This window comes from Burkholderia sp. PAMC 28687 (assembly GCF_001577465.1).
Classification (GTDB): Bacteria; Pseudomonadota; Gammaproteobacteria; order Burkholderiales; family Burkholderiaceae; genus Caballeronia.
This window is the reverse complement of record NZ_CP014505.1, coordinates 3,064,536-3,079,913: the sequence shown is the minus strand read 5'-3', so window position 1 is coordinate 3,079,913 and position 15,378 is coordinate 3,064,536. Positions and strand designations below refer to the sequence as shown.

Genomic DNA, 15,378 nt, shown 5'->3' with positions numbered 1-15,378 from the left:
CCTATGCAGCTTGCTTTTGAGCACGCGCGGCTTGTTTGGCGGAATAGGCGAGGGCCGCTTCACGAACCCACTCGCCGTCGTCATGCGCCTTTACGCGTGTCGCGAGGCGTTCCTTGTTGCACGGACCGTCGCCATTCACGACGCGCCAAAATTCGTCCCAGTCGATGACGCCGTAGTCATGCGCTTGCCGTTCTTCGTTCCATTTCAGATCGGGATCGGGCAGCGTGACGCCGAGAATCCGGGCTTGCTCGACGGTTGCATCGACGAATTTCTGCCGCAAATCATCGTTCGATATCCGCTTGATGCCCCACTTGAACGACTGGCCGCTATGAATGGAATCCTTGTCGCTCGGGCCGAACATCATCAGCACGGGCCACCACCAGCGATCCACCGCCTGCTGGACCATGTCCTTTTGCGCCTGCGTGCCTTTCATCATGGCGAGCAGCGCGTCGAAACCCTGCCGCTGGTGGAACGACTCTTCCTTGCAGATGCGGATCATGGCGCGCGCATACGGCCCGTACGTACAGCGGCACAGCGGAATCTGATTCATGATCGCGGCGCCGTCGACCAGCCAGCCGATTACACCGACGTCCGCCCAGGTCGGCGTGGGGTAGTTGAAGATGCTCGAATACTTGGCCTTGCCGGCGTGCAGGGCATCGACGAGCTGATCGCGCGATACCCCCATGGTTTCCGCCGCACTATATAAATAGAGGCCGTGGCCACCCTCGTCCTGCACTTTTGCGAGCAGGATGGCCTTGCGCTTCAGACTCGGCGCCCGCGAAATCCAGTTGCCTTCCGGCAGCATTCCGACAATTTCCGAATGCGCGTGCTGCGAAATCTGGCGAACCAGCGTCTTTCGGTACGCGTCAGGCATCCAGTCCTGCGGTTCGATTTTGCCGTCGGCCGCCATCACGGCGTCGAAACGGCTAAGTTCCGAAGACGTGGACGCCGGGTCGATGGACTGGACGTTGCCGGGAATATCGAGGGATTGCGTGTACATGACGATCGCTCGCTGTAGGAAGTCGTTGTGGAGCAATTATAAACCGACCGGACGGTCGGCTAATAGATATTTTTTGAGATGGCTGGCCTGGACCGGTCGCGTTCGCGGCAAATGCGACAATACGGGCTGATCTCCACCAACTTTTCCGTGCATGCCGTCATCGATCGAATCTCCTGTCCCGCGTGTGGCCGTTATCGGCGGCGGCCCTGCCGGCTTGATGGCGGCTGAAGCGTTGGCGGCGGGCGGTGTCGAAGTGGATCTCTACGACGCCATGCCATCGGTCGGCCGCAAGTTCCTCATGGCAGGAAAGGGCGGCATGAATCTCACGCATTCCGAGCCTGCCCAAGCTTTCCTGTCGAGGTACGGCGAGCGCCGGGCGTTTATCGAACCGCTGCTGCGCCGTTTCGGTGCCACCGCCTTGCGCGCGTGGGTCCACGATCTGGGAGTGGAAACGTTTATCGGCAGCTCGGGACGCGTCTTTCCCACCGACATGAAAGCGGCGCCAATGCTGCGCGCGTGGTTGCATCGGCTACGTGGATCGGGTGTGCGTTTCCATATGCGGCACAAGTGGATCGGCTGGGACGACGCCACGCCATGCGCTCTCCGGTTCGCAACGCCGGAAGGCGATCGCGACGTTCACGCCGATGCCGTCGTGCTCGCGCTGGGTGGTGCGAGTTGGCCGCGGCTTGGATCGGACGCCGCGTGGATCGGGCATTTCGAGGCGCGCGGTGTATCGGTTGCGCCGTTCAAACCATCGAATTGCGGATTCGATATCGACTGGAGCGAGCACTTCAGCAGCCGCTTTGCCGGCGAGCCGCTGAAGTCGGTCGCCATTGGTTTGCCGCGTGAAGACGGTGGCGCGGACTGGCGGGCGGGGGAATGTTTGCTGACATCGACGGGCATTGAAGGCAGTCTGATCTACGCATTGTCCGCGCGCATCCGCGACCGTCTGGCCGAGGGCCATGCCACGTTCCTGCTCGACCTCATTCCGGCGCTGACCCATGAACGCGTCCACGACGAAGTCACGCACCCGCGCGGCGCACGTTCCATGTCGAGCCATTTGCAGAGCCGCCTGAAGCTGACGGGCGCGAAGGCCGGATTGCTGCGCGAATGCCTGACCCGCGAAGATTTCGCCGATGCCACCCGTCTTGCGCAACGCATCAAGGCATTGCCGTTGACAGTGACGCGGCCGCGGCCCATAGCGGAAGCGATCAGCAGCGCCGGCGGGGTGAGGTTCGAATCGCTGGATTCGCAATTGATGCTCGCAGCCTTGTCCGGCGTTTTCTGCGCGGGCGAAATGCTGGACTGGGAAGCGCCGACCGGTGGTTATCTGCTGACGTGCTGTTTCGCGAGCGGAGTGGTCGCCGGAGAAGGGGCGCTGGCTTATCTGAACCGGAACCGCGCCCCGGCGCTTTGATCAGGCTGGCACGAGCCGCCACAACGAAGTAACTTCTGCCGACCTCGCCTGGTATAGCGGATCGGTTTTATCGGCGGCGCGGGGGTGGTTCGGTCGCACGTCCATCCGGCCATCGGTCTTGAGCCCGGCTTGATCGACCCACTCCTGGAATTGGGCGCGCGTACGCAGGCCCAGATGCTCGGCCAGATCCGACAGGATCAGCCAGCCTTCGCCGCCAGGCGTCAAATGCGCGGCGAGGCCATCGAGGAAACCGCGCAACATCCGGCTTTCAGGGTCATAGATCGCATGTTCGATAGCCGAGCTCGGCCGCGCCGGCAACCACGGCGGATTACAGACGATCAACGGCGCGCGGCCTTCCGGAAACAAATCAGCTTCGATCACTTTGACTTGCGGCGAAAACCCGAGCAAATCGATGTTCTCATGCGCGCAGGCGAGGGCGCGCGGGTCGATTTCCGTCGCGATCACACGCTTCACGCCCCGCTGGGCCAGTAACGCGGCCAGCACGCCGGTGCCCGTGCCAATATCGAATGCCAGTTCCTTCGATGGCAACGGCTGATCCGCCACCAGCTTCACATACTCGCCGCGCACAGGCGAAAACACGCCGTAATACGGGTGAATCCGCGCGCCCAGTGCCTCGACGTCCACGCCCTTCTTGCGCCACTCGTGCGCGCCGACCAGCCCGAGCACCTCCCGCAGCGACACGACCGACTCACCCGCCGCCGGACCGTATGCCTCTTCGCACGCCTCTTTCACAACCGGAGCACGCCGCAACGTAATGGCGTACTCGGCGTCGAGCGGCAGCAAGAACATGCCGAGCGTGCGGGCCCGCTGCGACTGAGCAAGCCGATGCAGATTGAACGCTTCACCGGGCGCGGGCGCTTCAGCCGGCGCATCAGGCGTGGCGCTGCGTTGCTTGGCTTTCGCCTTCGCCGACTTCTTGGGCCGTGTTTCGATACGTCGCGCCACAGCCTGCAACAACTGCCGCGCGTTTTGAAAATCGCCGCGCCACAAGATCGCGGTCCCTTCGCAAGCCAGCCGATACGCCGAGTCCGCGGTCATCTGGTCATCGCCAATGACGACGCGTTTCGGCGGCGCGATCCCGCTTTCCGAGCGCCAGAGCGCCGAATGGCTTTCGCCTTTTTCCTCCCATTCAATTAGGGCTGGTGCGGCGCTGGTGCTGGAAGAGGTCTTGGAATGCATGCTGAATAAGTACCGGACAAAGTAAGAACCGCGAGGCGGAATGCCGACATTCTGAGGGCTTTTCACAAAACGGTCCGATTTTCCGTCCATTCAGAGGGAGCGTGACGATGCCACTGTCGCTGTAAGCGTGCGGTCTGCTGCGTAGGGCACAATCGGTTTTTCCCAAAAATTCCCCGCTCCCCGATGAACCTTCGCGTCCTTTCCGCCGTTGCCGCAGCGACGTTTTCTGCCTTCCTGCTCACGTCCACGCCAGCCTTCGCCGACGACGCACCCTCCGGACACTGGGTCAGCGCCTGGAGCACAGCGCTCCAGCAGATCCCGCAGCGCGCCGAGTTGCCGGCGCTGTATCGCGCACCTGAAGTCGGCGGCCGCACTGTCCGGCAGATCGTCTATCCCGCCATCAATGGGAAGCAGCTTCGCCTGAGGTTCAGCAACGTGTATGGCACGGCGCCGCTCGTTATCGATGGTGCGCAGGTCGCGCGCGCCGCGGCGGGCAACGCGGCAGGAACGCGGGCGGGAACGACGCGTCCCGTCACGTTTGGCGGCAAGCCGGGCGTGACCATCGCGCCGGGTGGTCAGGTCGACAGCGATCCTGTGGCATTCAATATCGCTGCTTACCAGCCGCTGGCGGTGAGCACCTATATGGCTGAAGGTCAGAAACTGGCGGCGTGGCATCGGGTGGCAAGCCAGGTCAATTACATCTCGACGCCCGGCAACCATTCCGCCGATACCGACGCCTCCGCCTTCCGCACGCGCTTTACGCAATTCGTGTGGCTGACGAGCGTTGCCGTCGATACCGCCCCCGCGCAGACCCTTGTTGCCATTGGCGATTCCATCACCGACGGGATGCGTTCCACGCCCAACGCCAATCGCCGATGGACCGACGCACTCGCGCGCCGGCTCACCCAAAACGGAATTGAAGGAACGGCGGTGGTCAACGCAGGGATCAGCGGCAATCGCTTGTTGAGCCCGTCGCCGTGTTACGGCGACGCCGTGCTGAGCCGCTTCGATCGCGATGCTTTGCGCCAGCCGGGCGTCCGGTCGGTGATCGTGCTGGTCGGCATCAACGACATCAATTTCCCTTCGATGCCCCCGCACGCCGGCCTCGATTGCGACGATCCCCACACGCCTGTCACGGCCGACTCGCTGCTGCGCGGCTACCAGCGGCTTATTGCCCAGGCGCACCAGCGCGGAGTGAGGATCTATGGCGCGACGCTTACGCCGGCCGCCTTGCCGCCCGAACGCGAGGCGATCCGCACCGCAGTGAACAATTCCATCCGGTCCAGCCGGGCGTTCGATGGCGTCGTCGACTTTGATCGCGCGCTGCGAGACCCGGATCACCCGGACAAGCTGCAACGTCGCTACGACAGCGGTGACCACATCCATCCGAGCGACGCGGGATATGCCGCAATGTCGGAGGCGGTTCCTATCGAAGAAATGGGCCTTACGAGGTCCGCGGCCGGCGCCAAATAAGCTTCTTTTCAAATTATTTGAAGATGCTCTTGCCAGACCTGTGGGTATCGCCTATTATTCGCCTCCTCGTTTCGCAACGAGGGCCGCCAAGGAAACAGGCGGGCTCCAAAGTCGGTAAGTTTGAAAGCAAAACGCTCACAAACTTGTTGACAAGGGGAAAAAGATTCTACATAATCTCGTTTCTGTGCTGCAAACGCAGCGACGCGAAAGCGGTGGTGTTCTGAGGGTTAGGATGCTGCGGTTTGGAGCGAATGTTCTTTAAAAACTAACAGCCGATAAGTGTGGGCGCTTGGTGTTTTGCTTTGGAGCGTGGTGGTGTCTTTTGGGGCGCTGCCGTGAAGCGAAAGTATCAAGTCTCACACTAGTATTAAGGTAGGTTTTGAGCGTCTTTTCAGAGATGGAAAGATGGGAGGAACTTGTCAGTACGTTGAGTGAGCGACCTATTCGGAAGAATAGAAAACAGTAACAGGCATTGAACTGAAGAGTTTGATCCTGGCTCAGATTGAACGCTGGCGGCATGCCTTACACATGCAAGTCGAACGGCAGCACGGGGGCAACCCTGGTGGCGAGTGGCGAACGGGTGAGTAATACATCGGAACGTGTCCTGTAGTGGGGGATAGCCCGGCGAAAGCCGGATTAATACCGCATACGATCTACGGAAGAAAGCGGGGGATCGCAAGACCTCGCGCTATAGGGGCGGCCGATGGCAGATTAGCTAGTTGGTGGGGTAAAGGCCTACCAAGGCGACGATCTGTAGCTGGTCTGAGAGGACGACCAGCCACACTGGGACTGAGACACGGCCCAGACTCCTACGGGAGGCAGCAGTGGGGAATTTTGGACAATGGGGGAAACCCTGATCCAGCAATGCCGCGTGTGTGAAGAAGGCCTTCGGGTTGTAAAGCACTTTTGTCCGGAAAGAAAACCTTTGCACTAATACTGTGAGGGGATGACGGTACCGGAAGAATAAGCACCGGCTAACTACGTGCCAGCAGCCGCGGTAATACGTAGGGTGCGAGCGTTAATCGGAATTACTGGGCGTAAAGCGTGCGCAGGCGGTTCGTTAAGACAGATGTGAAATCCCCGGGCTTAACCTGGGAACTGCATTTGTGACTGGCGAGCTAGAGTATGGCAGAGGGGGGTAGAATTCCACGTGTAGCAGTGAAATGCGTAGAGATGTGGAGGAATACCGATGGCGAAGGCAGCCCCCTGGGCCAATACTGACGCTCATGCACGAAAGCGTGGGGAGCAAACAGGATTAGATACCCTGGTAGTCCACGCCCTAAACGATGTCAACTAGTTGTTGGGTCTTCATTGACTTAGTAACGTAGCTAACGCGTGAAGTTGACCGCCTGGGGAGTACGGTCGCAAGATTAAAACTCAAAGGAATTGACGGGGACCCGCACAAGCGGTGGATGATGTGGATTAATTCGATGCAACGCGAAAAACCTTACCTACCCTTGACATGGTCGGAACCTGGCTGAAAGGCTGGGGTGCTCGAAAGAGAACCGATACACAGGTGCTGCATGGCTGTCGTCAGCTCGTGTCGTGAGATGTTGGGTTAAGTCCCGCAACGAGCGCAACCCTTGTCCTTAGTTGCTACGCAAGAGCACTCTAAGGAGACTGCCGGTGACAAACCGGAGGAAGGTGGGGATGACGTCAAGTCCTCATGGCCCTTATGGGTAGGGCTTCACACGTCATACAATGGTCGGAACAGAGGGCTGCCAACCCGTGAGGGGGAGCTAATCCCAGAAAACCGATCGTAGTCCGGATCGTAGTCTGCAACTCGACTACGTGAAGCTGGAATCGCTAGTAATCGCGGATCAGCATGCCGCGGTGAATACGTTCCCGGGTCTTGTACACACCGCCCGTCACACCATGGGAGTGGGTTTTACCAGAAGTGGCTAGTCTAACCGCAAGGAGGACGGTCACCACGGTAGGATTCATGACTGGGGTGAAGTCGTAACAAGGTAGCCGTATCGGAAGGTGCGGCTGGATCACCTCCTTTCTCGAGCTCAACGCTTCTGAACGAAGCACTAAAGTGCTCACGCTTATCGGCTGTAAGAAGACAGGCTAAGGGTCTGTAGCTCAGTTGGTTAGAGCACCGTCTTGATAAGGCGGGGGTCGTTGGTTCGAATCCAACCAGACCCACCATTTACTCTTGAACGTTTGAAAGAACGAACGAAGATAAATGCAGACCCTCAAGCATCAAGGTATTTGGGGGATTAGCTCAGCTGGGAGAGCACCTGCTTTGCAAGCAGGGGGTCGTCGGTTCGATCCCGTCATCCTCCACCAATCATCAATGCCAAGCACGTTTAGACCGAGCCATGCCGGTCGAGCGTGATTTGCATTGGCGATTGAGCCAGTCAGTAAAATCATGTGGAGCATAGCGCTTCAGGTGATGCTGTCGTTCTTTAACAATCTGGAAGAAGTAGTAAAGAGATTCACGAAAGCATACTTAGAGATGGGTGTGTGAGTAGGTGAATCAGGGTTGTGATTGTATCAATGTATGAAAAAGTGATCGAGAGATTGCTTTGGAATACGGCGCAACACGAATACTCAACCTATAGCGGTGTGAAAGAGGTTTGCCTCGAAGCTGAACTTCGGTTCGGAGTCGGGAGGAGTCTCGGAGACGCACTCGTTATAGGGTCAAGCGAACAAGTGCATGTGGTGGATGCCTTGGCGATCACAGGCGATGAAGGACGCGGTAGCCTGCGAAAAGCTACGGGGAGCTGGCAAACGAGCTTTGATCCGTAGATGTCCGAATGGGGAAACCCGGCCCTTCTGGGTCATCCGTAACTGAATACATAGGTTACGTGAAGCGAACGCGGTGAACTGAAACATCTAAGTAACCGCAGGAAAAGAAATCAACCGAGATTCCCAAAGTAGTGGCGAGCGAAATGGGATCAGCCTGTACTCTTTAGCACGACCGTTAGCCGAACACTCTGGAAAGTGTGGCCATAGCAGGTGATAGCCCTGTAGGCGAAAGCGGATGTGTGGAACTAGGTGTACGACAAGTAGGGCGGGACACGTGAAATCCTGTCTGAAGATGGGGGGACCATCCTCCAAGGCTAAATACTCGTGATCGACCGATAGTGAACCAGTACCGTGAGGGAAAGGCGAAAAGAACCCCGGGAGGGGAGTGAAATAGATCCTGAAACCGCATGCATACAAACAGTCGGAGCCTCTGCGAAGGGGTGACGGCGTACCTTTTGTATAATGGGTCAGCGACTTACGTTCAGTAGCAAGCTTAACTGATTAAGGCAGGCGTAGCGAAAGCGAGTCCGAATAGGGCGTTCAGTTGCTGGGCGTAGACCCGAAACCAAGTGATCTATCCATGGCCAGGTTGAAGGTGCGGTAACACGTACTGGAGGACCGAACCCACTAATGTTGAAAAATTAGGGGATGAGCTGTGGATAGGGGTGAAAGGCTAAACAAACTTGGAAATAGCTGGTTCTCTCCGAAAACTATTTAGGTAGTGCCTCGTGTATCACCTTCGGGGGTAGAGCACTGTCATGGTTGTGGGGTCCATTGCGGATTACTACGCCATAGCAAACTCCGAATACCGAAGAGTGCAATCACGGGAGACAGACATCGGGTGCTAACGTCCGGTGTCAAGAGGGAAACAACCCAGACCGCCAGCTAAGGTCCCCAAATATTGCTAAGTGGGAAACGAAGTGGGAAGGCTAAAACAGTCAGGAGGTTGGCTTAGAAGCAGCCACCCTTTAAAGAAAGCGTAATAGCTCACTGATCGAGTCGTCCTGCGCGGAAGATGTAACGGGGCTAAGCAATATACCGAAGCTGCGGATGCGAGATTTATCTCGCATGGTAGGAGAGCGTTCCGTAAGCCTGTGAAGGTGCATTGAAAAGTGTGCTGGAGGTATCGGAAGTGCGAATGCTGACATGAGTAGCGATAAAGGGGGTGAAAAGCCCCCTCGCCGTAAGCCCAAGGTTTCCTACGCAACGTTCATCGGCGTAGGGTGAGTCGGCCCCTAAGGCGAGGCAGAAATGCGTAGCTGATGGGAAGCAGGTTAATATTCCTGCACCATTGTTAAATGCGATGGGGGGACGGATCGCGGAAGGTTGTCCGGGTGTTGGAAGTCCCGGTCCTTGTATTGGAGAAGGCGCTTAGGCAAATCCGGGCGCGGAATTCAAGGGTACGAGGCCATTCACTTAGGTGAAGAAGCAATCGGAAGTGGTTCCAAGAAAAGCCTCTAAGCTTCAGTTTAACAAGACCGTACCGCAAACCGACACAGGTGGGCGAGATGAGTATTCTAAGGCGCTTGAGAGAACTCGGGAGAAGGAACTCGGCAAATTGGTACCGTAACTTCGGGATAAGGTACGCCCCTGTAGCTTGATGCGCCTGCGCGCAAAGGGTGAAGGGGTTGCAATAAACTGGTGGCTGCGACTGTTTAATAAAAACACAGCACTCTGCAAACACGAAAGTGGACGTATAGGGTGTGACGCCTGCCCGGTGCCGGAAGATTAAATGATGGGGTGCAAGCTCTTGATTGAAGTCCCGGTAAACGGCGGCCGTAACTATAACGGTCCTAAGGTAGCGAAATTCCTTGTCGGGTAAGTTCCGACCTGCACGAATGGCGTAACGATGGCCACACTGTCTCCTCCCGAGACTCAGCGAAGTTGAAGTGTTTGTGATGATGCAATCTCCCCGCGGCTAGACGGAAAGACCCCATGAACCTTTACTGTAGCTTTGCATTGGACTTTGAACCGATCTGTGTAGGATAGGTGGGAGGCTATGAAACCGGAACGCTAGTTTCGGTGGAGCCGTCCTTGAAATACCACCCTGGTTTGTTTGAGGTTCTAACCTTGGCCCGTGATCCGGGTCGGGGACAGTGCATGGTAGGCAGTTTGACTGGGGCGGTCTCCTCCCAAAGTGTAACGGAGGAGTACGAAGGTACGCTAGGTACGGTCGGAAATCGTGCTGATAGTGCAATGGCATAAGCGTGCTTAACTGCGAGACCGACAAGTCGAGCAGGTGCGAAAGCAGGTCATAGTGATCCGGTGGTTCTGTATGGAAGGGCCATCGCTCAACGGATAAAAGGTACTCTGGGGATAACAGGCTGATACCGCCCAAGAGTTCATATCGACGGCGGTGTTTGGCACCTCGATGTCGGCTCATCTCATCCTGGGGCTGTAGCCGGTCCCAAGGGTATGGCTGTTCGCCATTTAAAGAGGTACGTGAGCTGGGTTTAAAACGTCGTGAGACAGTTTGGTCCCTATCTGCCGTGGGCGTTGGATATTTGAAGGGGGCTGCTCCTAGTACGAGAGGACCGGAGTGGACGAACCTCTGGTGTACCGGTTGTCACGCCAGTGGCATCGCCGGGTAGCTATGTTCGGAAGAGATAACCGCTGAAAGCATCTAAGCGGGAAACTCGCCTTGAGATGAGATATCCCTGGAGCTTCGAGCTCCTTGAAGGGTCGTTCTAGACCAGGACGTTGATAGGTCAGGTGTGGAAGTGCAGTAATGCATTAAGCTAACTGATACTAATTGCCCGTAAGGCTTGATCCTATAACCAGTGTGTGTCGGCAGCCATGAGTGCTTAAGCACGTATGGATGCCCCATCCCGCGCCATGCGCGGGGTCTTAAGTACACGCATGGGTTGAGATCAGTGTTGTGCCTGATATAAGTAGTAGCAAACACAACCCCAAGCTTTACCCGTAACAACGAGGCGTGCGCGATTAACTCCCCACATGCACTCGACTACTTCTTCCCCAGATTGGTTCAGTCGCACCGCATCAGCGACTGAACACCCCCTCAATGCCTGATGACCATAGCGAGTTGGTACCACCCCTTCCCATCCCGAACAGGACCGTGAAACGACTCCACGCCAATGATAGTGCGGATACCCGTGTGAAAGTAGGTAATCGTCAGGCTCCTCATCCTCTGCATCTCATCGCAGTCGCTAAAACCCCACCCCATCAAGGTGGGGTTTTTGCGTTTACAAATCACTTATAAGTGAGAGACGTCGAAATGTGGTAGGCGCTGATGGCTTGACAAAGTGTCTGAGTAACCTCATAATCGTCAGTTCTCTGCGGAGGGGTGCCCGAGTGGCTAAAGGGGGCAGACTGTAAATCTGTTGGCTTACGCCTACGTTGGTTCGAATCCAACCTCCTCCACCAGAACATGTAGCAAGCGTCGGGAATCGTTAGACCCAAGCGGGTGTAGCTCAATGGTAGAGCAGAAGCCTTCCAAGCTTATGACGAGGGTTCGATTCCCTTCACCCGCTCCAGCATCAAGGTCCGCCCATGTGGCTCAGTGGTAGAGCACTCCCTTGGTAAGGGAGAGGTCAGCAGTTCGATCCTGCTCATGGGCACCAGCAACATAGTCCACACTGTTTGCGCGCGGCGCAAGGTACGGAAAAATTCCTGTTAGGAGTCGAAAATGGCAAAAGGTAAATTCGAACGGACCAAGCCGCACGTCAACGTAGGCACGATTGGTCACGTCGACCACGGCAAGACCACGCTGACGGCAGCAATCGCAACGGTGTTGTCGAAGAAGTTCGGCGGCGAAGCGAAGGCGTATGACCAGATCGACGCGGCGCCGGAAGAGAAGGCACGTGGTATCACGATCAACACGGCACACGTCGAGTACGAAACGGCTGCGCGCCACTATGCGCACGTTGACTGCCCGGGTCACGCCGACTATGTGAAGAACATGATTACGGGTGCAGCGCAGATGGACGGCGCAATCCTGGTGTGTTCGGCTGCAGACGGCCCGATGCCGCAAACGCGTGAGCACATCCTGTTGGCTCGCCAGGTTGGCGTGCCGTACATCATCGTGTTCCTGAACAAGTGCGACATGGTGGACGACGCTGAATTGCTGGAACTCGTCGAAATGGAAGTGCGTGAGCTTCTGTCGAAGTACGATTTCCCGGGCGACGACACGCCGATCATCAAGGGTTCGGCCAAGCTGGCGCTGGAAGGCGACACGGGCGAGCTGGGCGAAGTGGCGATTTTGAACCTGGCTGATGCGCTGGACACGTACATCCCGACGCCGGAGCGTGCAATTGACGGTACGTTCCTGATGCCGGTGGAAGACGTGTTCTCGATCTCGGGTCGCGGCACGGTGGTGACGGGTCGTATCGAGCGCGGTATCGTGAAGGTGGGCGAAGAAATCGAAATCATCGGTATCAAGCCGACGGTGAAGACGACGTGCACGGGCGTGGAAATGTTCCGCAAGCTGCTGGACCAAGGTCAAGCGGGCGACAACGTGGGTATTCTGTTGCGCGGCACGAAGCGTGAAGACGTGGAACGTGGCCAAGTGCTGGCCAAGCCGGGTTCGATCACGCCGCACACGCACTTCACGGCTGAAGTGTATGTGCTGAGCAAGGACGAAGGCGGTCGTCACACGCCGTTCTTCAACAACTATCGTCCGCAGTTCTACTTCCGTACCACGGACGTGACGGGTTCGATCGAGTTGCCGAAGGACAAGGAAATGGTCATGCCGGGCGACAACGTGTCGATCACGGTGAAGCTGATCGCTCCGATCGCCATGGAAGAAGGTCTGCGCTTCGCTATCCGTGAAGGCGGTCGTACCGTCGGCGCCGGTGTCGTGGCCAAGGTTCTCGAGTAAGTCGAGCAACGCCAGAAATTGCTCGATAGTCTGTAGTTTTCGGGGTTAGCGAAATTGCTGACCCCAACTGGTTTAGGGGTATAGCTCAACTGGCAGAGCGTCGGTCTCCAAAACCGAAGGTTGGGGGTTCGATTCCCTCTGCCCCTGCCACAATCTTGCGTCTCCGGGCGCTGTTTAAGGTGTTATGGCGAATCCTTCCGTCGAAACTGTAAATACTTCCGGCGACAAGTTGATGTTGACCGCGGGCGTATTGTTGGTCTTGGCCGGGTTCGTAGGTTTCTTCTGGCTCAGTGGCCAGGAGTGGTACGTTCGCGGCGCCGCGCTGGCTGTCGGCTTGATCGCGGGTGTCGCGGTCGGTCTTCTCTCCGCACCGGGAAAAGGTTTTATCGCCTTTGCCAAAGATTCGTACAAAGAAGTCCGCAAGGTGGTGTGGCCGACGCGTAAGGAAGCCACACAAACCACATTGGTGGTCTTTGCATTTGTGCTTGTCATGGCAATCTTCTTGTGGCTTAGCGATAAGTCGATCGAGTGGGTGATATTCTCGGTAATTCTGGGTTGGAGATGATATGAGCGAAGCACAGGCATCACCAGGCGGAAAACGTTGGTACGTCGTGCACGCCTACTCCGGCATGGAGAAGAGCGTGCAACGTGCGCTTCAAGAGCGCATCGACCGCGCTGGCATGCAGGATCAGTTTGGTCAAATCCTCGTCCCGACCGAAGAAGTCGTGGAAGTGAAGGGCGGTCACAAGTCTGTGACTGAGCGTCGTTTCTTTCCGGGCTATGTGCTCGTCGAGATGGAAATGACGGACGAGACGTGGCACTTGGTAAAGAACACGGCCAAGGTGACAGGTTTCGTTGGCGGGGCGCGCAATCGTCCGAGCCCGATCTCTCCGCGTGAAGTGGAAAAGATCATGTCGCAGATGCAGGAAGGCGTGGAGAAGCCGCGCCCGAAGACGCTGTTCGAAGTAGGCGAGATGGTGCGGGTCAAGGAAGGCCCGTTCACGGATTTCAACGGCAACGTCGAAGAAGTGAACTACGAAAAGTCGCGGGTTCGCGTATCGGTGACGATTTTCGGACGTTCAACGCCGGTAGAGCTTGAGTTTGGTCAGGTAGAAAAGGTTTAACGAGTACCCGTTGTTCGCCGCGCTCGAAGTGTGAACTTCGTAGCGCGGTTCGCGCTTACAGTCCGCATATGACTGTTGAGGAGCGTCAGTAGCCATTTTGGCGAGCGCGCGTTATCACTCACCGAACGCTAACGCGTTGTGCAGAGGTTTTCAACATGGCAAAGAAAATCATCGGCTTTATCAAACTGCAGATTCCTGCAGGTAAAGCCAATCCGTCACCGCCGGTTGGTCCGGCACTGGGCCAGCGCGGCCTGAACATCATGGAGTTCTGCAAGGCGTTCAACGCGCAGACTCAAGCGATGGAGCCGGGTCTGCCCGTGCCGGTGGTCATTACGGCATTCGCGGACAAGAGCTTCACGTTCATCATGAAGACGCCGCCGGCTACCGTTCTGATCAAGAAGGCTGCGGCCATCCAGAAGGGTTCGCCGAAGCCGCACGTCGACAAGGTCGGCAATATCACGCGCGCGCAAGCTGAAGAAATCGCAAAGACCAAGATGCCTGACCTTACGGCAGCAGACCTGGATGCAGCGGTTCGCACGATCGCAGGCAGCGCCCGTTCGATGGGCATCACCGTGGAGGGCGTTTAAATGGCTAAGCTTTCCAAGCGTCTCCAAGCGCTGGCTACCAAGGTAGACCGCATGAAGCTGTACCCGGTCGACGACGCTCTGTCGATTGTAAAAGAGTGCGCAAGCGCCAAGTTCGATGAATCCATCGACGTGGCTGTGCAACTCGGCATCGATGCGAAGAAGTCGGATCAGGTGGTTCGCGGTTCCGTCGTGTTGCCTGCCGGTACTGGCAAGTCGGTTCGCGTTGCTGTGTTTGCGCAAGGCGAAAAGGCTGAGCAAGCTCGTGCGGCTGGTGCAGAAGTGGTCGGCATGGAAGACCTGGCAGAACAGGTCAAGGCCGGTAACCTTAATTTCGACGTCGTGATCGCTTCGCCGGACACGATGCGCGTTGTCGGTACGCTCGGTCAGATCCTCGGCCCGCGCGGCCTGATGCCGAACCCGAAGGTCGGCACGGTAACGGCTGACGTTGCCCAGGCAGTTCGCAACGCCAAGGCTGGTCAGGTTCAGTTCCGCGTTGACAAAGGCGGGATCATCCACGCAACCATCGGCCGTGCATCGTTTGAGCCGGCGTCGTTGCGTCAGAATTTGTCGGCACTGGTGGACGCTCTGCAAAAGGCCAAGCCGGCGACCAGCAAGGGCGTGTATCTGCGCAAGATCGCATTGTCGAGCACCATGGGTGTCGGCGTGCGTGTCGATCACGCAACGCTCTCGCAGTAAAGAATCATGCAGCGGTTCACGTTGATTCGTGAACCGGTGTTAAGGGCTTTGGGCGGTTGCAAGCTGCGGTCTGGCGGGCAACCGGTTGTCAAAGACCGTTGGCGGAAGCGCAGCAATCAGGCGTGACCTTAATGTAAGCCAACGCAGATGGCGAACCCGGAACAGTTTTGGTGTGGTTGAAGTCGGTTGTCGCGTGTCGTGAGATACGCACTAGCCGGTCGAAATACTCCTGACAGGTCGGACGCCGTTGTTGAACGCGATGCGCTAAGTTGGCGCATCGAATCTGGAGG

General features: G+C 57.3%; 9 protein-coding genes, 6 tRNA genes and 3 rRNA genes. 16 read left to right on the top strand and 2 right to left on the bottom strand.

The genetic code is table 11. The features are described 5' to 3' along the window. Position 1: 1 nt before the first annotated feature. Positions 2-1,000: a 1,2-phenylacetyl-CoA epoxidase subunit PaaA gene (gene paaA / locus AX768_RS14400; RefSeq protein WP_062000503.1), complete on the bottom strand. Its 999-nt coding sequence runs from the start codon at positions 998-1,000 to the stop codon at positions 2-4. A 151-nt stretch (positions 1,001-1,151) separates the two neighbouring features. Between paaA and AX768_RS14395 the strand changes: the two genes are divergently transcribed. Then, positions 1,152-2,417, top strand: coding sequence for a TIGR03862 family flavoprotein (locus AX768_RS14395; RefSeq protein ID WP_062000502.1), 1,266 nt, complete (start codon positions 1,152-1,154; stop codon positions 2,415-2,417). On the opposite strand, the gene AX768_RS14390 is transcribed toward AX768_RS14395, so the two are convergent. Then, complete coding sequence (locus AX768_RS14390; protein ID WP_062001001.1) at positions 2,418-3,617, bottom strand: 50S ribosomal protein L11 methyltransferase; 1,200 nt, start codon at positions 3,615-3,617, stop codon at positions 2,418-2,420. Positions 3,618-3,800: 183 nt separating this feature from the next. On the opposite strand from AX768_RS14390, the gene AX768_RS14385 reads away from it, so the two are divergent. The 15 genes from AX768_RS14385 (at position 3,801) to rplA (ending at position 15,088) form a co-directional block, all read left to right on the top strand. Beyond that, positions 3,801-5,090 (top strand): SGNH/GDSL hydrolase family protein, encoded by a 1,290-nt coding sequence (locus AX768_RS14385; protein WP_062000501.1) that lies wholly within the window; start codon positions 3,801-3,803, stop codon positions 5,088-5,090. Between the two features lie 474 nt (positions 5,091-5,564). Beyond that, positions 5,565-7,095 (top strand): 16S ribosomal RNA (locus AX768_RS14375). A 69-nt stretch (positions 7,096-7,164) separates the two neighbouring features. Beyond that, a tRNA-Ile gene (locus AX768_RS14370) sits at positions 7,165-7,241 on the top strand. A 65-nt stretch (positions 7,242-7,306) separates the two neighbouring features. Continuing rightward, positions 7,307-7,382 (top strand) — tRNA-Ala (locus AX768_RS14365). A gap of 352 nt (positions 7,383-7,734) precedes the next feature. Continuing rightward, positions 7,735-10,617 (top strand): 23S ribosomal RNA (locus AX768_RS14360). A 252-nt stretch (positions 10,618-10,869) separates the two neighbouring features. Then, positions 10,870-10,982, top strand: a 5S ribosomal RNA gene (rrf, locus tag AX768_RS14355). Together the 16S, 23S and 5S rRNA genes with 5 tRNA genes alongside form the textbook arrangement of a ribosomal RNA operon. A gap of 160 nt (positions 10,983-11,142) precedes the next feature. Next, positions 11,143-11,228 (top strand) — tRNA-Tyr (locus AX768_RS14350). Positions 11,229-11,264: 36 nt separating this feature from the next. Next, positions 11,265-11,338: transfer RNA gene (locus AX768_RS14345), tRNA-Gly, on the top strand. Between the two features lie 12 nt (positions 11,339-11,350). Beyond that, a tRNA-Thr gene (locus AX768_RS14340) sits at positions 11,351-11,425 on the top strand. Between the two features lie 65 nt (positions 11,426-11,490). Continuing rightward, the gene (tuf, locus tag AX768_RS14335; RefSeq protein WP_062000489.1) at positions 11,491-12,681 is read left to right on the top strand and encodes an elongation factor Tu; all 1,191 of its coding nucleotides are present in this window, start codon (positions 11,491-11,493) and stop codon (positions 12,679-12,681) included. A gap of 74 nt (positions 12,682-12,755) precedes the next feature. Further along, positions 12,756-12,831: transfer RNA gene (locus AX768_RS14330), tRNA-Trp, on the top strand. A 34-nt stretch (positions 12,832-12,865) separates the two neighbouring features. After that, on the top strand, positions 12,866-13,246 hold the full coding sequence (secE, locus tag AX768_RS14325; RefSeq protein ID WP_056355385.1) for a preprotein translocase subunit SecE: 381 nt from the start codon (positions 12,866-12,868) through the stop codon (positions 13,244-13,246). A gap of 1 nt (position 13,247) precedes the next feature. Beyond that, complete coding sequence (nusG, locus tag AX768_RS14320; RefSeq protein ID WP_062000499.1) at positions 13,248-13,805, top strand: transcription termination/antitermination protein NusG; 558 nt, start codon at positions 13,248-13,250, stop codon at positions 13,803-13,805. Positions 13,806-13,960: 155 nt separating this feature from the next. Beyond that, the gene (rplK, locus tag AX768_RS14315; RefSeq protein ID WP_056355388.1) at positions 13,961-14,392 is read left to right on the top strand and encodes a 50S ribosomal protein L11; all 432 of its coding nucleotides are present in this window, start codon (positions 13,961-13,963) and stop codon (positions 14,390-14,392) included. Beyond that, the gene (gene rplA, locus AX768_RS14310; RefSeq protein ID WP_062000498.1) at positions 14,393-15,088 is read left to right on the top strand and encodes a 50S ribosomal protein L1; all 696 of its coding nucleotides are present in this window, start codon (positions 14,393-14,395) and stop codon (positions 15,086-15,088) included. It abuts the gene before it with no gap. The last annotated feature ends 290 nt before the right edge of the window (positions 15,089-15,378 follow it).